At 67.4% G+C, this 20,029-nt stretch carries 19 protein-coding genes; 11 read left to right on the forward strand and 8 right to left on the reverse strand.

All coding sequences use genetic code 11. From position 1 onward, the window contains the following. Positions 1–3: 3 nt before the first annotated feature. Together RBB84_RS15985 and RBB84_RS15990 are read right to left on the reverse strand one after the other, a co-directional pair. Positions 4–246, reverse strand: a complete 243-nt coding sequence (locus tag RBB84_RS15985; protein WP_064256182.1) for a hypothetical protein — start codon at positions 244–246, stop codon at positions 4–6. Positions 247–296: 50 nt separating this feature from the next. Beyond that, positions 297–494 (reverse strand): hypothetical protein, encoded by a 198-nt coding sequence (locus tag RBB84_RS15990; RefSeq protein ID WP_006552608.1) that lies wholly within the window; start codon positions 492–494, stop codon positions 297–299. 148 nt (positions 495–642) lie between these two features. On the opposite strand from RBB84_RS15990, the gene RBB84_RS15995 reads away from it, so the two are divergent. Next, on the forward strand, positions 643–795 hold the full coding sequence (locus tag RBB84_RS15995) for a hypothetical protein (protein WP_019290944.1): 153 nt from the start codon (positions 643–645) through the stop codon (positions 793–795). Positions 796–814: 19 nt separating this feature from the next. Beyond that, the gene (locus tag RBB84_RS16000; protein WP_064256181.1) at positions 815–1,396 is read left to right on the forward strand and encodes a hemerythrin domain-containing protein; all 582 of its coding nucleotides are present in this window, start codon (positions 815–817) and stop codon (positions 1,394–1,396) included. A gap of 24 nt (positions 1,397–1,420) precedes the next feature. On the opposite strand, the gene RBB84_RS16005 is transcribed toward RBB84_RS16000, so the two are convergent. Continuing rightward, positions 1,421–1,900, reverse strand: a complete 480-nt coding sequence (locus RBB84_RS16005) for a YetF domain-containing protein (protein ID WP_024101989.1) — start codon at positions 1,898–1,900, stop codon at positions 1,421–1,423. After that, positions 1,900–2,421: a hypothetical protein gene (locus RBB84_RS16010; RefSeq protein WP_064256180.1), complete on the reverse strand. Its 522-nt coding sequence runs from the start codon at positions 2,419–2,421 to the stop codon at positions 1,900–1,902. The genes RBB84_RS16005 and RBB84_RS16010 overlap by 1 nt, the downstream gene beginning before the upstream one ends. Before the next feature lie 196 nt (positions 2,422–2,617). On the opposite strand from RBB84_RS16010, the gene RBB84_RS16015 reads away from it, so the two are divergent. From RBB84_RS16015 to RBB84_RS16025, 3 genes are all read left to right on the forward strand, one after another. Further along, complete coding sequence (locus tag RBB84_RS16015; RefSeq protein WP_064256179.1) at positions 2,618–3,532, forward strand: manganese catalase family protein; 915 nt, start codon at positions 2,618–2,620, stop codon at positions 3,530–3,532. A gap of 128 nt (positions 3,533–3,660) precedes the next feature. Next, the gene (locus tag RBB84_RS16020) at positions 3,661–4,953 is read left to right on the forward strand and encodes an ATP-grasp domain-containing protein (protein WP_064256178.1); all 1,293 of its coding nucleotides are present in this window, start codon (positions 3,661–3,663) and stop codon (positions 4,951–4,953) included. 12 nt (positions 4,954–4,965) lie between these two features. Then, positions 4,966–7,008 carry a CocE/NonD family hydrolase gene (locus RBB84_RS16025; protein ID WP_064256177.1) on the forward strand — a complete coding sequence of 681 codons (2,043 nt, stop codon included), beginning with the start codon at positions 4,966–4,968 and terminating at the stop codon, positions 7,006–7,008. A gap of 90 nt (positions 7,009–7,098) precedes the next feature. Here the strand turns inward: RBB84_RS16025 and RBB84_RS16030 are convergent, their stop codons facing one another. From RBB84_RS16030 to RBB84_RS16040, 3 genes are all read right to left on the reverse strand, one after another. Further along, positions 7,099–7,557 (reverse strand): DUF6098 family protein, encoded by a 459-nt coding sequence (locus RBB84_RS16030; protein ID WP_064256212.1) that lies wholly within the window; start codon positions 7,555–7,557, stop codon positions 7,099–7,101. Positions 7,558–7,640: 83 nt separating this feature from the next. Next, a complete protein-coding gene (locus RBB84_RS16035) occupies positions 7,641–9,161 on the reverse strand; it encodes a sugar transferase (protein ID WP_064256176.1) in 1,521 nt (506 codons plus the stop codon). A gap of 357 nt (positions 9,162–9,518) precedes the next feature. After that, positions 9,519–10,634, reverse strand: a complete 1,116-nt coding sequence (locus RBB84_RS16040) for a glycosyltransferase (protein ID WP_064256175.1) — start codon at positions 10,632–10,634, stop codon at positions 9,519–9,521. Between the two features lie 177 nt (positions 10,635–10,811). Between RBB84_RS16040 and RBB84_RS16045 the strand changes: the two genes are divergently transcribed. From RBB84_RS16045 to RBB84_RS16065, 5 genes are read left to right on the forward strand one after another with little or no spacing between them, the layout of a single operon-like run. After that, positions 10,812–12,623: an alpha/beta fold hydrolase gene (locus tag RBB84_RS16045; RefSeq protein WP_064256174.1), complete on the forward strand. Its 1,812-nt coding sequence runs from the start codon at positions 10,812–10,814 to the stop codon at positions 12,621–12,623. After that, positions 12,620–14,017, forward strand: coding sequence for an O-antigen ligase family protein (locus tag RBB84_RS16050; RefSeq protein ID WP_156666078.1), 1,398 nt, complete (start codon positions 12,620–12,622; stop codon positions 14,015–14,017). The genes RBB84_RS16045 and RBB84_RS16050 overlap by 4 nt, the downstream gene beginning before the upstream one ends. Then, positions 13,900–14,982: a glycosyltransferase family 1 protein gene (locus RBB84_RS16055; protein WP_064256173.1), complete on the forward strand. Its 1,083-nt coding sequence runs from the start codon at positions 13,900–13,902 to the stop codon at positions 14,980–14,982. Before RBB84_RS16050 ends, RBB84_RS16055 begins: the two co-directional genes overlap by 118 nt. A gap of 12 nt (positions 14,983–14,994) precedes the next feature. Beyond that, positions 14,995–16,542, forward strand: a complete 1,548-nt coding sequence (locus tag RBB84_RS16060; protein WP_231912001.1) for a flippase — start codon at positions 14,995–14,997, stop codon at positions 16,540–16,542. A gap of 7 nt (positions 16,543–16,549) precedes the next feature. Further along, complete coding sequence (locus RBB84_RS16065) at positions 16,550–17,659, forward strand: cellulase family glycosylhydrolase (protein ID WP_350246277.1); 1,110 nt, start codon at positions 16,550–16,552, stop codon at positions 17,657–17,659. Here the strand turns inward: RBB84_RS16065 and RBB84_RS16070 are convergent, their stop codons facing one another. Beyond that, positions 17,660–18,742, reverse strand: coding sequence for a GNAT family N-acetyltransferase (locus RBB84_RS16070; protein WP_064256170.1), 1,083 nt, complete (start codon positions 18,740–18,742; stop codon positions 17,660–17,662). A gap of 165 nt (positions 18,743–18,907) precedes the next feature. Between RBB84_RS16070 and RBB84_RS16075 the strand changes: the two genes are divergently transcribed. Next, the gene (locus tag RBB84_RS16075) at positions 18,908–20,029 is read left to right on the forward strand and encodes a glycosyl hydrolase (protein ID WP_024102003.1); all 1,122 of its coding nucleotides are present in this window, start codon (positions 18,908–18,910) and stop codon (positions 20,027–20,029) included.

Consider the following 20,029-nt stretch of genomic DNA (forward strand, 5'->3'; position numbering starts at 1 on the left):
GACTCAGGCAGAGCCCGCCGAACCCCCGCCCTCCGGACCCCCTCCCTCCGAAGCTCCGCCCTCCGAAGCTCCGCCGCCCGGACCTTCGGTGTGCCAGGGCCGCACATCCGGATCGTCGTCGGCCGGCGGCTCCGGATCGCGTGCCTCGTCGGCGCGGGTCGGACGGTTGGCGCGGATCATTCCTTCGGTTTCCTCTGCGAGCGCGTCGTCCTTCTTCGGACCGTGCTTGTCGCTCCCTCGTTCCATCTCTCTGCTCCTTCCGATGGTTCGCCGAGAATCCGTCTGTAACGCAGCGGCTACTCGGTTGCGGGTGGGACGTGGTCGGGGTCGTAGTCCTCGACGCCGGCGGCAATGCGTTCCTGCTCCGTGCGGTACTCGAGATAGTCGTCGTCGACGCGGTCCGGCGACTTGCCGTGCTCGCGCCGATCCTTGGGCGCGGACTCGGTCGGGTCGATCACGTCGTCGAGATCGGGAGTGTCGTGCGGTCCGGTCATGATCTTCCTCCGAACATTTCTCGGTGAAAGGCGGTCTCCCTAGGACTACCCCCGCCCGGCTCCCCGAACCACCTACCCCGGCAGGATGCGAATCCCCGTCGGTCGCCGGAGTGTTTGCCCTCGCCGGTAGTGGTGAACCCCTTGGTACATGAGCAGCACAGACGGTTCTGCCGATCCGTACGACGCAGCCGAAGATCCCGACGCCGATCCCGACAACCTCCTCTCCAAGGCTCCGCAGCAGCCCGACCAGGCGGAGGGCGAGGACGAACCGGACGAGACCGGCGATACCGGACGATCCTGACCGTTCGAAGGAGACATCGATGACCGAAACCGCCCACGAGGGACCGAATTCCAGCGGCACGGATGTCGTCACCATCCTCACCGAGGACCATCGGGAGATGCTCGAGCTTCTGGGCCGAGCGGAGACCACGCTCGACGCGGAGGAGCGCCGCGATCTCACCGATGCGGCGATCGCCGAGGTGATGAGGCACTCGGTCGCCGAGGAAATGTTCGTCTATCCCGAGATGGAGAAGCACCTCCCCGGTGGCACGGAAGCCGTCGAACACGACAAGGAGGAGCACGACGAGATTGTGCAGGTGATGAAGCAACTCGAGGGCGCGGAAGCATCGAGTGCGGAGTTCACGACGTTGGTGAAGAAGTTGCAGGATCTTCTGCGCCACCACGCGAACGACGAAGAATCCGACCAGTTCCCGGCGTTGAGGACGCATCTCGGGCAGGACACCCTCGTGGAGGTCGGCACCAAGGTACAGGCCGCCAAGAAGCTGGCCCCGACCCGGCCGCATCCGTCCGCGCCGCATTCCGAACTGTTCCACAAGACCGTCGGACCGGGGGTCGGCATGGTGGACCGACTGCGCGACGCACTGACCGGACGCAATACCTGAGCGTCAGGACGGCGCGGCACCCCGTCACGCCGGGTCGGGTTCCTCCGGCGCGCCGTCCTGAGCGCTCGTCCGGGCGAAGAAGGAGATCCTCCCGTTCGTCTCGAGCACCGCGAGGTCGATGTCGGCGAACCGCCGGATGCCCTGTTGACGCGCGGCGGCCATGAGGTCGTCGAGGGACAGACGTTCCCGTTTCAGGTTCTGCAGGTCGGGTTCACCGTCCTGGACGATCACCACGGGGACCCCGTGCGTGATGCCGCGCATCCGCGGAAATCGGGCGTTGATCATCGACAGGGCCAGGGTCAGCACCGCGAAGACACCGATGGTGAGGACCGCACTCGTCATGGACACGTCGTCCTGGGTGATCCCCTGCTGCACGAGATCGCCCATGGCCACGAACAACACGAGTTGGAACGTGCTCAGTTCGCCGACACTCGATCGGCCGACGAGGCGGGTGATCCCCCACAGGAACAGGAACAGGACGAGCGCGCGGATCACGATTTCCATCAGGGCACCAGCCAGGTATCGAAATAGATTGTCACTGCCGATTTCTCGCCGTCCATCACCGAGACGGAGCCCGATTCGCCCCATTGCCTCCCGGCCCGGATCCGCACGTCGAGCGCGAAGGTGAACTCGTCGCCGGGTGGCGGGTCGAAGGTCAGGTACGCCAGCCCCTCCCCCGCGGTCTCCGAGGACGGCTCGGGCAGCCGGCCCCGCATCTCGAGGATCTCGAAGTAGGACGTGTCGATCGCCAGGACGATCTCCCCGTCGAAGCCACCGTCACGGCGCACCGTCACCTCCCAGGGAACGTCGAGACCGGAGCGCGCGATGCGCGGATAGGTCAGTTCGAGTTCGTACCCGCCGCCCTGCGCAGTGGCCGTCGAACTCCGCACGCCGAGAAAGCCCAGCACTCCGGCCACCAGCACGATCACGAGCACGGCCGCCGCAGCGGTCCGCAACCGCGCCACGCCCTTGCTGCGAGCCACCTTCCCGACGTCGTCGAGGGTGGATTCGGGCCTGTTCTCCATCCCTCCACGTTGACACACAACCGGTGACAAACGGTGGATATCCCCAGGCGTTTGAGCTGCCCGAGCAGGGGTAGCCGCACATAGCACCACGAGCCAACCGAGGCGGCGTCGAGACCAGGCGTCACGGGGTGTGTGCACAGTCGCGCCTTCTCGCGCGACACGTCTTCGCACGACAATCGGCATTCGAGGGAGCAACATGTTTCGTCACACAGACCATCTGCAGTTCGACGCCAAGCCGGAGAAGCCCGATCCCGTCTACGCCCGCAAACTCCAGGAGCTGATCGGCGGCGCGTACGGTGAGATGACCGTGACCATGCAGTACCTGTTCCAGGGCTGGAACTGTCGAATGCCCGGCAAGTACAAGGACATGATCATGGACGTCGCCACCGAGGAGATCGGGCACGTCGAAATGATCGCCACCATGGTGGCGCGTCTCCTCGAAGGCGCACCCGCCACGGAGTCCACCAAGAACGCCGCCGCCGATCCGGTGGTCGCAGCGGTACTCGGCGGCATGGATCCTCAGCAGGCCATCATCTCCGGTGGCGGACCCACCCTCTCCGACAGCAACGGTGTGCCCTGGAACGGCCGCTTCATCGTGGCCAGCGGCAATCTTCTCGCCGATTTCCACGCCAACGTCGCCGCCGAAGCGCAGGGCAGAGTGCAGACAGCCCGGTTGTACAACATGACGGACGATCCGGGCGTCAAGGACATGCTCCGGTTCAACCTCGCCCGCGACACCTACCACCAGAACCTGTGGCTCGCGGCCATCGAGGAACTGAAGGCCGACGGTATCGAGCCCAGCCCGATCGCACCGAACGCGTTGTTCGACGAGGAGCACTCCGAGCACGCATCGAGCCTGTGGCACCTGTCCGACGGCGCGGCCTCCGATCAGGGTCGCTGGGCGCACGGCACCGGTCCCGACGGCACGACACCCATGTCGTTCCTCGCCGACCCGGTCCCGCTGGGCGATGTGGCGAGCGCACCGCCGCCGGACCCGAAGCTGTACGCGAGCTACGACGGATCGCAGGGCAAGCCCCGTTCTGCCGCAATGGGAACGGAGAAAGGACTCATGGGCAAGATGAAGGACGCCCTCGACCCCGACAATCCCTGATACTTCCTTCCGATGCAACCGCCCCGGCTCCCCGTGAGCCGGGGCGGTTGCGCGTGAAAGTACCTTCTCGACGGTTTGTTTCGTTACCGGTTTGTTTTGCGACGTGAGGGAGCGGGAAGGCTTCATCAATGAGCACCAACATTTTCGTCCTCGGACTCACCGACATCCAGCGCAAGGAACTGGAGACCGTACGCGGCGCCGACCAGCTGAGCTTCCACGGCCTCCTCGACTACGAAACATTGGTGGAGCCCGACGAATACGTGTTCGACGATCTTCTCGACGCCTGCCGGCGCGAACTCGACGACTTCCCCGGCAGCGTGGACGGGATCATCGCCCACTGGGACTTCCCCACGAGCGTCCTCGCCCCGATCCTCGCCGCCGAACGGAACATCCCCTCGCCGTCGCTGCGCAGCATCGTCGCCACCGAACACAAGTACTGGAGCCGTCTCGCCCAGAAGGAATCGGTTCCCGAGTGCGTCCCGCAGTTCAACTCGTTCGACCCCTTCGACGACAACGCCCTCGACAGCATCGAGCTCGACTTCCCGTTCTGGGTCAAGCCGGTGAAGTCGCATTCGTCGCAACTCGGATTCGAGATCCACAACGAGCAGGAGTTCGCCGACGCCCTCGTCGAGATCCGCGAGAAGATCGGACTCGTCGGTAACGCCTTCGACGAGGTCCTGCGCCGCGTCGACCTCCCCGACGAGATCGGGAAGAGCTCGGGCACCACCTGCCTCGCCGAGCAGGTCGTCAGCGGTATCCAGGCCGCCCCCGAGGGCACGATGTTCCAGGGACAGTTCAACGTCCACGGCGTGTTCGACATGCGCAAGGACGCCGCCGGGCACAGCTTCGAACGTCTCGACTACCCGGCGAGCACCGTGCCCGAAGAAGTGCAGGCACGCATGATCGACATCACCGAGCGCTACCTGCGCCACGTCGGCTTCGACAACGGCTGCTTCAACTCCGAGTTCATGTGGGACGAGGAGAACGACAAGCTCTGGCTGATCGAGGTCAACACCCGGATCTCCCAGTCGCACAGCGAATTGTTCGCCAAGGTCGACGGCAGCTCCAACCACGAGGTGGCCATCGACATCGCCCTCGGCCGGCAGCCCCGCATGCCGTACCGGCAGGGCGAATACGCCGTCGCAGCGAAGTGCATCATCCCGCACTACGAGGACGGCATCGTCACCTCGGTGCCTTCGGAAGCCGACATCGCCCGTCTCCGCGAACGGATCCCCGGCGCGCTGGTGTGCATCGACGTCGCTCCCGGTGACCGGCTCGCCGATCTGCCCAACCAGGACGCCTACCGCTACGAACTGGGCACGATGTACATCGGCGCCGACAGTGTCGAACAGCTCGAGCAGCGCTATCACGAAGGCCTGGAGACACTTCCGTTCTCCTTCGATCCGGCACCCGAGGACTAGGAGGAGCACTACATGCGCACGATCACAGACCTCCCCCATGAGGTCCGTGTCATCGAGAACGTCTTCATCACGATGCGCGACGGCGTTCGGCTCGCGGCGCGGGTCTGGCTGCCCGTCGACGCCGAAGCACATCCGGTACCCGCTGTGCTGGAATACATCCCGTACCGCAAGCGGGACTCCACGCGCGGACGTGACGCGTTGAACCACCCCTACATGGCCGGCCACGGCTACGCCTGCGTGCGGGTGGACATGCGCGGCAGCGGCGACTCCGACGGGGTGCTGCGCGACGAGTACCTCGCCGACGAGCACGACGACGCCTGCGAGGTCATCGAATGGCTTGCGGCGCAACCGTGGTGCGACGGTTCGGTCGGCATGATGGGCATCTCGTGGGGTGGCTTCAACAGCCTGCAGGTCGCGGCACGCCGGCCACCCGCCCTGAAGGCCATCGTCAGCGCTTCCGCCACCGAGGACCTGTACGTCGACAACATGCATTACATGGGTGGTTGCCTGTTGTCCGACAACCTGTCCGAGGCGACGGTGATGTTCGCCTTCAACAGCCTGCCTCCCGATCCCGCGATCGTCGGCGATCGCTGGCGCGAGATGTGGCACGAACGTCTCGAGGGCAGCGGCCTGTGGATCGAGAAGTGGCTCGAACATCAGCACCGGGACGACTACTGGAAGCGCGCCTCCGTCAACGAGGACTACTCCTCCGTGCAGTGCCCGGTCCTCGCTGTGGGTGGCTGGGCCGACGGCTACACCAATGCCATCTTCCGGTTGATGGAACATCTCGACGTCCCCCGCAAGGGGCTGATCGGACCGTGGGGCCACAAGTACCCGCATCTCGGGGTCCCCGGCCCGGAGATCGGTTTCCTGCAGGAGGTCGTGCGGTGGTGGGACCACTGGCTCAAGGGCGTCGACACCGGAGTGATGGACGAACCGATGGTGCGTGCCTGGATGCAGGATTCCATCGAGCCGAACCCGTCCTACGCGGAACGTCCGGGCCGTTGGGTGGCCGAACCGTCGTGGCCGTCGCCGAATATCGAGAACCGCCGCTACACCTTCGACCGGTACGCGCTGCATCCCGACGACGACGGCACCCTCACCGTCGACGAACGGCCCCTGGCACTGCAATCCCCGTTGGGTGTCGGCATGTTCGCCGGCAAGTGGGCGTCCTACGCCGCGACTCCCGACCTGCCGTCGGATCAGCGCGAGGAGGATGGCGGTGCGCTCGTCTTCGAGACCGAGGCGCTCGACACCACGACGGAGGTTCTCGGCCGTCCCGAGCTGGAGCTCGAGGTCTCGTCCGACAGACCGGTGGCGATGCTCGCCGCTCGGCTGTCCGACGTCGCGCCCAACGGCGAGGCGACACGCGTGACCTACGGGTTGCTCAATCTCACGCATCGCGACAGCAGCGAGAAACCGGAAGCTCTCGAACCGGGACGGCGTTATCGCGTCCGGATCGAGCTCAACGGCATGGGCCACGTGTTCCCGGCAGGTCACCGTCTGCGGTTGTCGCTGTCCACCTCCTACTTCCCGCTGGCGTGGCCGTCGCCGACACCCGCCGAGGTGACGGTGTACACCGGTGGCGGTCTGTATCTGCCGGTGCGCCCGTCCCGAGCGGAAGATGCGCATCTCCGCGAATTCGGTGAACCGGAAGCGGCTCCGGAGCTCGGGATCACCCTGCTGCAGCCGGGCGAGCACCATTGGCGGACCACCCGCGACCTCGCGACCGGCGTGTCGACGCTCGACATCCTCGACGACCAGGGGTCGTTCCGGATCGACGAGACCGGCACGGTCATCAGGCGTCGCACCCAGGAGTGGTTCAGTTTCGGAGGCAACGATCCCAACTCGGTGCGCGGCGAGACGCAGACCCTGCGCCGCTACGAGCGGGACGACTGGCGCACCGAGGTCCGTACCCGCACGATCCTCACGTCCACCCCGGAGGAGTTCGTGATCAACGCCGAGCTCGACGCTTTCGAACTCGACGACGATCACGGCGATCGACGGGTCCACTCGGACAGCTGGCAGCGACGGATCCCGCGTGATCTGGTCTGACGACGGCGATCCGGCCTGACGGAATCACAACGGAAGCCCACCCTGCGACGTGGCGCGGGGTGGGCTTCCTGCGTTCTGCGCGAACAGTGTTCAGGCGCTCCTGCGCGAATCGTTGCCGACGTCGAAGTGCTCCTCGTACCACTTCTTCGCCTCGTCGAGCACACCCTTGCTCAGGCGGGCATGGGGCCGGACGTCGACGAGCAACGGTTCGTGGCCGGGACCGCGCCCGACCATCCTGCCCGTGAGGATCCAGACGAACCGACCGTCCTCGTCGCCGAACCCGGTGCACGTGCAGACACGGCGGGCGACCCAGTCCTTGACGGGCCGGCGCCACCACGACTCCGGAGCGAGGGTGGTGGCGACGAGCCCGGGCAGGGTCACGTTCGCCTCGCGATCGCGGCTCGGTCCGTCCTCGGCGTCCGCCGCCGGCCCCTTCGAGTACCGCAGGTAGAGCAGCGGATCCGTCGCCAGATCAACGAGCTGGTCGAGCGAGGTGATCAGCGGGATGTCGTCGGGGTCGGGATGGAAACTTCGGACGGACGTGCTCACCTTCTCCTCCTCCTGCCGATACTCCAGGACGAAGTCGAAGGGTTCCCTGCCCACCGGCTACGAAACCCCGCACTGCGGTGGGGTCAGTAGGCGCCGTCGCTCGCGAGCACCGCCCGCACCGTCTTCACGACGATGAGCAGATCCTGCACCATCGACCAGTTCGCCACATAGAACAGATCGAGGCGGATGCGGTCGGCTTCGGACAGATCGGATCGCCCGGAGACCTGCCACAATCCCGTCATGCCGGGTCGCACCAGGATGCGGCGCGGAACGAAGCCCGGGATCTTCTCGCCCTCACCCACCGCGAGGGGACGCGGCCCCACGAGACTCATGTCGCGGGCGAGGACGTTGAACAGCTGTGGCAGTTCGTCGATGCTGGTGCGGCGGATGAACCGTCCCACCGGCGTGATCCGCGGGTCGCGGGCGGACTTGTAGAAGGTCGCGTCCTCCTGACCGGTCTGCGCGCGGACCGTATCGACCATCCGGTCGGCATCGACGACCATCGATCGGAACTTCCACATCCGGAAGACGGTGCCGCCCAGGCCGACGCGTTCCTGCCGATAGAAGACCGGACCGCCGTCCTGGAGTTTGATCAGCGCGGCGACCACAAGCATGACCGGCGCCGCGATCGTGAGGGCGAGGACCGTGCACACGAGGTCGAAGGTCGTCTTGGCGATCCGATGCGACCCGCGGTACTGCGGCTCCTCGACGTGCACGAACGGCAACCCACCCACGGGATGCATCGACAGTCGCGGCAGGGCGATGTCGGTGACGCCGGGAGCCACCACGAGATCGACGCGATACGGCTCGAGTTCCCATGCGAGCTCGCCGATATCACCGTTCCCCCAGTGCGTTCCGGCAGCGATCGCGACGGTGTCGGCGCCGGAGAGCTTGACGGCGTTGATCACGTCGGTTTCCGCACCGAGTACCGGGATCTCCTGTCCGGCGACGGTGATGGTGCGCCCGCTCTCCCCCGTGTACCCGGTGGTGCACACACCGGCGACGCGGTATCCGGCCGAGGTGTCGCGGACGAACGATCCGACCATCGCATCCACCGCGCGTTCGGAGCCGACGACGAGCACCGAGGTCCGGAACTCGCCCCGCACACGCCGGCGTTCGATCGAACGACGGCACCATCGACGTCCGAGCGGCAGAACGACCAGGCCGACCGGCATGGCCAGCAACACGTAGACCCGGATCGTGTCGAGGTCGGTGGCGAACGAGTCGACGAGGAACGAGGCGATCGCGAGCAGACCGAAGGTCTGCAGGGTCGCCCTCGTGACGAGCCGGTACTCCTCCTCGCCGCTGCCCACGATCGGCTTCTTGCGAGTTCCGTTGAGTGCCAGAATCGCAAGCCACAGGCCGGCCACCACGATCGCCGAGGCGAGTCCCCGGGTCACCGAGGACCCCGGGTCGACCGGTCCACCGATCATCGTCCCGGCCCCCTGCGCCAGGACGACGGTAGTGACGACGATCGTCGTGTCGGTGATCGCCAGCGACCGGAGATAGGTGCGCTGCCATTGTCTGCGCGGGACACTTGCGTGACCGTCGCTCGTGTCGTGGGTCGGCGCGTTGCGGCGCGCCAACTCGGGTCCGATCCCCATACTTCTCCTGCTTGCCTACTCCACGCGAAGTGGCCCCGACAGCCAGATGAACGATTCGGTGATTATGTCCGTTTTTTCGAAGGAACGCGAATCCTGTTTCAGTGCAACGGATCACAGTGACGCGGGTGATTCCACCCTGAAGCGAAGAAGCTACGCGTAACTCGAATTACTTGTGCGCGTAGTTACTTCAGCAAAGAACACATTCATGAAGCGGCGACGAACGCAGCCCGGCCGGCGGCAGTGAGCCATGACGATCCCCCATCGAACCCCATCAGCAGGCCCCCGACCCGGGAGAAAGGTACAACAGAGACGAACCGGCGACAAGAGTTCGTCTACTCGTCGGTAGTATGATGTGAGTCACGCCGTTCCGATCCCCTCCCCGACCCAGTCGCGGATGTGCTGCCGGAAGTTTTCCGAGGACAGCGCGGCGACGGCCTCGTTACGGCCCTTCGGCACACCGTCGATCGCGGCGATGCACTCGGCGACCGCCTCCACCCTGTCCTCGCGGAAACACAACCCGTCGACCCCCTCGGCAACCGTCTCACCAGCACCTCCGAGCGCGTTGACGACCACACGCGCCCCTGCCGCACGTGCCTCGACGGGCATGATCCCGAAGTCCTCCACCGCAGGAAAGACGTAGACGTGGGCCTGCTGGTAGAGCGCGTAGAGCAGGGCGTCCGACGGTCGAGCGAGCACGTGGACCGGCACCGTCGCCTCGTCGGCGAGCTGCCGCAGCCGGCCCTCCTCCGGCCCCGAACCCGCGATCACCGCCGGCACCCCGGCGAGGTCGGCTGCCCGGATCACCCAATCCAGTCGCTTGTACGGCACGAACCTCGACGCCCCCAGCACGAAGGTCTCCGGAAGCCCCTCCAGCAGGGCGGATTCGGCGGCGGACAGTTCGTCACGCCAGTCGGGCACCGACGAGATGCGGGCCGTCTCGACGGGAGGGAAGATCACACGCGCCTCGACATCCCAGGACCGCTCGATGCGACGACGCACGAAATCGCTGTTCGCGGCGAAGTGTGCACCCTCCCGCGCGCGACGCCGATCGAGGGCACGCAACGGAGGTGCCGCGCACCGCACCGCGAGCGAGGCACCCCGATCGTCGAGTTCCGGATTCCACAGGTAGCGCGCCGGAGTGTGTACGTAGACGAACTTCTCGAACCCGCTCGGTGCGCCCCGGAAGGTCACGTGGTGGGCGAAACAATGCGAGCTGACCAGGGCGAAGTCGTACGAACCGGGTCGGCGACGCCAGACGTACGGCATGGCCGACAACGCCAGCGCCTTGCTCCTACGCAGAGGTGTGCGTGCCAGACCGCTCTCGTGCACCGTCCGCCCCGGATACCGGTCGGCGTCGTCCCACAGGCACAGGACGTCGGCGTCGGGAAAGGTGCGGACGAACTCGTCGAGAACCTTCTCCGAACCTCCGTCGCGTGCGATCCATTCGTGCACCAAGATTCCAGGCACAGCCATCCCTCCGAAGACCCCGAGCCGATCGGGAGGGTACTTTATGACCCTGCCGACGCCGAGAGGTAACGGGTCGGCACGATCCCTCGATACGAATGCGTCCGAACGGCAAGAAGATTCAGGGTCCGAGACGGGGCGGGAAATCACCCCCTCTTTCACCCCCTCGACAGTGGAGGTCACGGAGTGGATGTGCGACACGCGTCGTGGTTCGGCGACCCTGCGTCCCCGATCCTCGGGCACGTCCACCTTCCCGCCGACCGCCGCGCGCGCGGCGCGGTGGTGCTGTGCCCACCCCTCGGCAAGGAACACCTCGACACCTATCGAGGCGTCAAGGCTCTCGCCGAGCAACTCGCCGAGCGGGGACTGGCGGCAGTGCGCTTCGACTACACGGGCACCGGAGACTCGGCCGGCGATCAGGATTCGCCCGACGCGGTCGCGGCATGGCAGCGCAGCGTCGTCACCGCAGTGGAGACGGCCCGCGCGAGCGGCGCCGAGCACATCACCGTCGTCGGACTGCGCGCCGGCGCACTGATCGCGGCGACGGCACTGCCCGAGTGCGGACGGGCCGACGCCGTCGTGCTGTGGGATCCGATCGTCTCGGGCCGAGCGATGTTGCGCGAACAACGCGCCCTCTACCGTCTCGCCCTCGGCGCCGACGATCCCGAAGACCCCCGGGTTTCGATCGTCGGCGGGGTTCTCGCCCCCGAAGCTGCCGACGCGCTCGGCGCCCTGAAGATCGATCCGAGGTCGCTGAACGGCACACGAACCCTGCTCGCGACCCGACCCACAGCCCGCGAGACCGCCGCGGTGTCGGCGCTCGCCACCGCACTCGGCGGTGACGAGCTCTCCCTCGACGCCCACGAATCCTTCGTCACCCCCAGCACACTCCACTCCGCGATCCCGATCGAGCAGCTCACCCGGATCGCCGATTGGGTAGTTGCGGGCGCGCCGGCTGCCACCCGCGAGGTCCACTTCCCCGAGTGCGGCCGCGCGGTCGTCGCGACCACCGACTCCGGGCTCCCGATCCACGAGAGCGTCGAATATCTCGGCCCGAACGAGATGTTCGCGCTGCGCACGCACGGGGTCGCCCCCGAACGGTTCGACACCGAGGGGTTCGACACCGAGGGGTTCGACACCGAGGGGTTCGACACCGAGGGGTTCGACACCGGCAGGTTCGGCGCCCCGCGCCGGTCCACCCCGACGGTGTTGTTCTTCGGCACCGCCTACGAGCACCGACTCGGCCCGAGTCGTCTCTGGGTCGAGCTCGCACGCGAGTTCGCCGCGCACGGCATCTCCACTATCCGGTTCGACCGGACCGGGGTCGGCGATACCGGCACGGCACACGGGGCGACGCCCACGCCGCTGTACTCCGACGACTCCGACCGCGACGCCCTCGATGCCGTCGCCGCCCTCGGCATCGATCCGCAGGACCTCGTGGTGATCGGCCTGTGTTCGGGTGCGTGGTACTCGTCGTGGGTCGCCCTCCGGGGTGCAGCACACTCCGCCGTGCTCGTGAACGTGATCCTGTGGTGCACCCACCGCCGGAAGTCGTTGCGCGCAGATCTCGGTCCGAACGCACCCGATGTTCCGGCGATCGCAGCCCCGGCGGAACCGCAGACGATCTCCCTGCGAGCCCGCATCAAACCGTGGGCGCAGAAGTACCTGCCCTATCCATTGTGGCTGCTGCTGGGCCGAATCGGCGTGACCCAGGTTCCCGAGGTCGGGTTGGAGGCACTGCGTCGCGCGGGTGTGTCGACCACGGTCGTGCTGTCCGCCGAGGACCACCGGTGGTTCCTGACCCAGCGCGGAGAAGAAGGACTTCGCCGCCTGCGCCGACGGGGCTTCACCGGGGACATCCTCACCAGCGAGGTCGGTGAGCACAGCGGTCGGCAGCGGGACGGGCGCGAGTTCCTCCGCACGGCGGTCACCTCGACCGTGCTCTCCCGTTTCGGGTCCCGCATCGCGGATCCCGCTGCAGACGAGTACGTCTCATGACTCCTGTGCTGATGCTCGCCGTTCCGGTCGTGCTCGTGCTGGGTGTGTTGCTCTGGCGGCGACCCCAACGCGGGTTGCTGGCGATCGCCGCGCTCACGCCGTTCCACGGCCTGCTCGCGATCGTCCCCGGCGGTGAATCACTGTCGCCGTGGAAGGAGGGGCTGCTGCTCCTCACCCTCGCCGCGACCTTCGTCAGCCCCTACCGACGGCGGCTGCCGGCACCGTCCTATCCGTGGTGGCCGGCCGTGGTCGCATGGGTGGCAATCGGAGTCCTGTCGGCGTTGCTCGTCTCGGGGCTCGCCGGCATCATCGCCATCAAGATTACCTACTTCTACCTCGTCATCCCGGTGATCCTGTGGCGTGCACCGTTCGACGCCCGCGACCGCGACCACCTGGTGACGATCCTCATGGGCACGACGGCCGTCACCGCCGTCATCGGACTCGCGCAACAGGTGATCGGCGGTGAGCGACTCGCCGAACTCGGCTACCGCTGGGACGAGCATCTGCGCATCAGCGGCGGAATCCTGCGCAGTTTCAGCACGTTCACGACACCCTTCGCCTTCGGCCTGTTCGTGATGATCGGACTGATCGTGGGGTGCTCGGTCTCCTTCGCCGATCCGCACCGGCTCCGCAACAGACTGTTCCTGTGCGCGACACCGATCATGGTGCTGGGCATGGGTGTGACGATCGTGCGCGCCAGCTACATCGGTCTCGCCGTCGCATTGTTGTGGCTGGCGGTCCACCGCTACCGCACCCTGCTCCTCGGTTTCGGCGCCACCGCGGCGCTCGCACCGCTCGTCCTCTTCGCCGTGCCGAGTTCGATTCTCGCTCCACTGTTCTCCTCGTCGAGCCTCGGTGAGCGCGGGGACGGCTGGTCGCAGACCCTGTCGTCGCTGTGGGTGCACCCCTTCGGTCAGGGGCTCGGCGCGACCGGCTCGGCTGCCGCCGACACGGTGGCCCAGAGCAACCCGATGCTGTCGGAACTGTCGTACACGGCGGCCGTGCAGTTCGGGTTCATGCCCTATCAGCCCGACAACTACTACATGAAGCTCGCCGTGGAACTCGGCCCGATCGGCGTGTGGCTGTTCATCCTCGTACTCGTGTGCGCCGCGGTCTCGACGCTGCGTGCATCCCGGGTGCTGAGCGGGCAGGACGCCGCACTCGCACTCGGGGTGAGCGGCACGATCGTCGCGGCGGCGGTCGCCTCCACCGTGGCGACCTATCTGGAGATCTTCCCTCTCGACGTCTATTTCTGGCTACTGTTAGGAACTGTCGGATGCGCACTGACGCAACACTGGTCACCTCACCGAAGCTCGCTCACCGCATCGGATTCGGCGCCCTCGCACTCCGTCCGTCCGGCAGTGGAGTCCAGACCTACGTCCGCGAGCTGCTGACCGCGCTCGACCCGTTGTTCCCCTCGGCTGCGCTGCGCGCGACGGTGCAGTGCGATGCCGTGGGTGAACTGCCCCCTCGCGTGACCCCGTCGGTACGACCGGTCGCCGACGGGGTGCGGCGGATGCTGTACGCCAAGATGCCCGTCCGCGGGGTCGACCTGTTCCACAGCCTCGACGTCGACCTGCCCGTCCTGTGTTCCGGTGTCACCGTCTCGACGTTCCACGATCTCGCCGTCTTCGACACCCCGTGGGCGTTCAGCAAGTACCGCGCCGCCGGTGAGCGCGCGCTGCTGCGCGATGCCATGCGACGGGCCGACGTGCTCGTCGCGGTCTCGAACTTCACCGCCGAACGTCTCCACGCGCTGTGCGGCCGCGACGCGGCGGTCACCCCGCTCGCCCCCGCGGCGTGGGCGAAACCTCCCACTCCCGAGGAGGTGCGGGACATCCGCCGGGTCTACGGGCTGGCCGAACGGTTCGTCCTGCAGGTCGGCACCGTCGAACCCCGCAAGGACGTCGCGCTCGTCGCCGACGCGTGCCGTATCCTCGACGTCCCGCTGGTGCTCGCCGGAGCCGGATCCACCGGACCCGACGCACCGGCCGGTTCGATCGGTCTCGGTTACGTTCCCACCGCACACCTTCCCGCGCTGTACGCCGCAGCGACCGCCGTCGCATACGCCTCACGCTACGAGGGTTTCGGGTTACCGCCGCTCGAGGCGATGGCGTGTGGTGGGGCGGTGGTGACGAGCGCTGTCGGTGCACTGCCCGACGTCGTCGACGACGGAGCGCTGCTCGTCACCGAACACACCGTGACCTCGTGGACCGCGGCCCTGCGCGTCGTCGTCCACGACCGCGATACCGCGGATGCGCTGCGTACCCGTGGACGCGAGGTCGCCGCGACCTCGACATGGACGCGCACCGCCGAGCTCACGCGCGATGCCTACCGCTCTGCGGGCCTGAGAATCTGACGAGGCCGTCGCGTGGGTAGACATTCGCTGGCCGACCGGATGGCCGAAACCGTCGTGATGGAGCGGATCGTCGCGGCGCACGACCCCGGCGGTACTCTCCACGAACCGCAGACCCCGGAGCTCGACGGGCGGGCCGCGCGACGCAACACCGTCGTGATGCTCGGCAGCCGGTTAGCCGTCGCCTCGATGGGCTGGGCCGGTTCGATGATCGTCGCCCGCGCGTTGGCACCGGACGACTTCGGCAAGTTCTCCTTCGTCTTCGGCCTGCTCGGGTTGCTGTCCGTCGTCACCGATCTCGGCGTGGGCCGAGTGGTGCTCGCCAAGCTCGTCGAGTGCAATCCGTGGGAAGTCTCCTACGTCACCACCGCGTTCATCGCGTTGCGCGGTGTGCTCGGTCTGCTCGGGTACGCGCTGGCCATCGGGTACGTGCTGCTGCTCGGATACTCGTCCGATGTCGTCTGGGCGACGGTGATCGCCGGTCTCGTCGTGGTGATCGCGACGCCCAACAACGCACTGTCGGTGATGTACCAGAGTCGACTACGCATGGCATCGGTCGCGGTCGCCGAGACCTTCGGCCAGCTCGCGCAGCTGATCGCCACCATCGCCGCGGTGCTGTGGAATCCGGTGCTGCTCGTGCTCGTCGTGCCGGCCGTGATCAACGAGGTCGTCGGCGCAGGCATCCTCGTGCGCGGCGTGCGAGCGGGCAAGGCCGGTCCCCTGCCCGCCGCACGTGCCCAGTTGTGGCGGTGGCGCGAGATGCTCGTCGAGGCCGTCCCCCTCAGCATCGGTTTCGCTCTGCTCACCCTGCTGTCGAAGATCGACGTGCTGATGCTCGGGCGGATGGACACTTTCGACTCGGTAGGTCTCTACACCGTCGGATACAAGTTCGCCGATCTGCTGTCGATGGTGTCGTCGACCGTCGTGGGTCCGGTGACCACGCTGCTGGTCGCCACCTGGCCGGCGCAGAGCGAGATGTTCCGGCAGCGCACGCGGGAGGCGGCGATGCTCCTCGCGGTGCTGGGCGCGACCGCTACCGCGGTCTTCTGGTCGTCGGCGGACGGCGTGCTGTCCCTCCTCTACGGCGAGCGGTTCGCCGAGGCGGCCGGCGCCTCGCGCATGCTGGTGCTCGGCAGCGCTCTGTCGATGCTCACCGAACTCGGTCTCATGGTGCTCATCGCGACCGGACGCCACCGCGTCTACCCGTGGGTGGCACTGGCCGCGCTCGCCGGGAACATCGGTGCGAACCTCGTCCTCATCCCCCGCATGTCGTTCGACGGGGCGGCGCTGGCGACGGTGCTCACCGAGGCTGCGATGCTCGTCGCCATCTGGATCGTGGTGGTCCGGAGCGTCCGGATCAGGGGTCTGTTCCCCTTCACCCAGACCATGGCGATCGCGATGCTGGGTGTTTCGGTGGCCGTGTGGATGTCGCTCTTCGCGGAACGCTACGATCTTCCCTGGCCCGTCACCGCTGTCCTCTCGGCTGTCTGTGTTCTGGCCGGAACCCATGTCCTTCCCATCACCGGCGGGCTCGGCCTCGCCGGTCTCGTCAAGTCCCGTTGAGGTTGCAGTGTCCCTTTCGCGGTCGATGCCGCGTCGCGTGTCGCGGTCCATGCCGCTCCGCGCCGTTCTCACCCTTGTCGGTGTGTTCGCTCTGTCGTGTACCCAGAGCACCGAGGCACGCGACTGCCGAACAGATCTGACCGCCGACAGTCTCGGGGTCGCGACGGGAGCCGGTCTCGACTCCCTCGACGCCGACGACCTCGACGCGTACATGTCGAAGGTCGCCGACAGCGGCGCCGGCTGGATCCGGTTCGACATGGACTGGTCGATCATCGAACCCGCGCGCGGACGCTTCGACTGGAGGGGCACCGACCGGGTCGTCGCCGCGGCCGACGCGCACGACCTGCAGGTGCTGGGCCTGCTCACCCACACTCCGCACTGGGCGCGGACGTCGGAGGCCGACCCCGGCGATCCGCACGGGATGCCTGCCGACCCCGGCGAATTCGGGCGCTTCGCAGGCGACGTCGCCGATCGCTACTCGGACAGTGTCACGCACTGGGAGATCTGGAACGAGCCGAACCTGACGGCCTTCTTCACCCCGCAACCCGACGTCGGCGCGTACGCCGACCTGCTCGTGGCGGCGTCGGAGGCGATCCGCAACGTCGACCCCGGGGCGGTGGTGATCACCGGAGGCCTGTCCCCCGGCACCGACAACGGCTCCGACATCGCCCCGACGACCTTCCTCACCGAGTTGTACGATCAGGGCGTGTCGCCGGCCTTCGACGTGGTGGGCATGCATCCCTACAGCTATCCCGCTCTCCCGTCCGACGCCTCGACCTCCGACTGGAACTCCTTCTACCGCATGCGCGAGATGCGCACCGTCATGGTCGAGCACGGGGATTCCGACAAGCCCATCTGGGCAACGGAGTTCGGGGCACCGACGGGCACGGACACCGACGCGGTCGGGCCCACGGAGCAGGCCGACATCCTGCGCGACGGGATCACCGAGCAACGCGCGTTGGGCTTCGTCGACAAGCTGTTCGTCTACAGCCTCCTCGACCGGGGCACCGAGGTGGCCGATCGCGAACAGAACTTCGGGGTCCTCGCGCACGACGGGTCGCCCAAGCCGGCCTGGGACGTGCTGCGCACGGCCGCGGTCACTCCCGGTTGCCTCTGATCAGCAGCGATTCGACGTGAGAGCATCGCGCGCCGCCAGGCGCAGGGGACGGACGAGGTCGGCTCCGAGATCCGCGGCGCGGAGGGTCCATCGGTGGTGCGGTCGCGAGGTGGGGACGGCGACGATCCGCCCCACCCGGTAGTCACCGTTCGACCACTGCTCCTTGAATTCCGATGTGCCGAGCAGATAGTCGAAGCGGTCGATGCCCAGCTCGTCGTGGCGGTCGGCGAGGTGGCGCTGCAGCAACTGGCCGGGCTGGTAGCGGCGTGCCTCGGGATGGAAGCGGCTCAACCACATCTCGGCCGTGGTCCCGGTGCGGAACATGATCTCGTGTGCCGTCCATCGGTCGCCGACGAGCAGGCCCACGATGAGCAGCCGGCCGGCGCGGGCCTCGGCGTCGAGCAGCGGCCGGGTGAACGCGGTGAACGGCGGCGCACAGAAGTTGTCGCGCCCGCTGTGTGCGTCGGCGGCCGCGGCGACCGCGGTGATATCGCGCCACCTCTGCGCGAGATGGTCCGGATCGCGCACCACTTCGACGGAGACCGGGGTGCCTTCGCGTTCCAGCGAGCGTTCGAGCCGAGACAGTGTTCTCAGTGTGCGCCGACCACGCAGCGATTCGGCGCCGGCACCGGTGGCGACATCGACAGTCAGGCACCGCTCGGTTCCGGCGATGTCGATGCTCCAGCGAGGCGAGGCATGCAGCATCTCGACGAGAGGGTCGGTGAGATCGACGTGGTCGAGTTGCAGTGCCATGTTCCGATCGGCGATGCCGTCGAGCAGGTCGGCGAGCGCGGCCTCGTCGGTCGCGAGGAAGGTTCCTATCGTGGCGAGGCCGTGAGCCGGGAGTCGTAGAGCGGTGACCCCGAGACGGGTGCGGGCGTGCAGGGGCGCGAGTCCGACGAGGCGCCCGTCGCGCCGGACGGTGCACACGGCCGATCGGCCGCGCCCCATCCGATTCCAGGCCAGTACGTAGGAGGGGCGGGTCGCGACGCGCCGACCCACCTCCTGGGCGAGATCGTCCCATTCCGCGGAGAGCCGGACTGCGGATGTTTCGTCGTGGATCTCGAAATTCACGGTGCGCATGCACCGAAACCTTCGGTCCACGAATCCCGCATCTTCCGGCCTCCTGCTCGTTACAGTGAATTCGCGGCGTCGGTCTGCCGCTCGCTCCACCGCAAGAATCGCAGGTCGGCGGCGCGACGTTACGACCGATGCCTGAATTGTCCGAATGGTACATCAGGAGAGTCGATGGGTCGTCTCGCACACGTTGCACTGGCCACAGCCCTCTCGTGCACCCTCGCCGCACTCGCAGCGTGCGCTCCACCGCCCCAACCCCCTCCGCCGACCACCTGCGCGACCGACGACATCGGCATCGCCGCCGGCGCACCGCTGATGTATCTGCCGGACTCCGAACTCGACCGCGAACTCGACACGATCCGGGCGGTCGGCGCCCGGTGGCTGCGCGTGGACATCGACTGGTCGGTGATCGAACCGAACCGCGGACAACAGAACTGGTCGGTGCCCGACCGTGTGGTGGATCGTGCTCGGGCCCGCGGACTCGAGGTGGTCGGCATCGTCGCGTACACCCCGGCCTGGGCGCGCGTCGCGGGCGGCGGCGACACTCACGGATACCCCGCCGACCCGGCAGCCTTCGCCGGTTTCGCCCGGCAGGCAGCACAGCGCTATTCGACCCGCGTGACGCACTGGGAGATCTGGAACGAACCGAACCTGACGAACTTCTTCCGTCCCCGTCCCGACGTCGGCAAGTACGTCGAGTTGCTCGCCGCGGCCGCTCCGGCCGTCAAGTCCGTGCAACCGAATGCCCGGATCCTCAACGGCGGACTCGCACCGGCGGTGGACAACGGTTCCGACATCTCCCCCGTCACCTACGTGCAGCAGCTCTACGCGCGCGGGGCGCACCAGTACTTCGACATCCTCTCCGTCCACCCCTACAGTTATCCGGCACTGCCGTCCGATGTGAGCACGCAGAGCTGGAACACCTTCTACCGCATGCGTCTGATGCGCGACACCATGGTGCAGTACGGCGACGCCGCGACACCGGTGTGGGCCACCGAGTTCGGCGCCCCGACCGGCACCGCCGCGAACGCGGTGAGCACGCAACGGCAGGCCGACATCATCGCCGACGGTATCGCAGAGGCCCGCCGGCTCGGCTGGGTACAGAAGGTTTTCGTCTACTCGATGCGCGACCGCGGGACGAACCAGGCCGACGTCGAGCAGAACTTCGGGCTGCTCTACCAGAACTTCTCGGCCAAACCCTCACGCGCCGTGGTCGCTTCGGCGACCTCCGGATGCGCGGCCGCGAACGACACACTCGAGTCCACGAACACCCCGGCCGACGCGGTGTGGTGA

Source organism: Rhodococcus sp. D-6, from assembly GCF_040256695.1.
Lineage (GTDB): Bacteria > Actinomycetota > Actinomycetes > Mycobacteriales > Mycobacteriaceae > Rhodococcus > Rhodococcus pyridinivorans.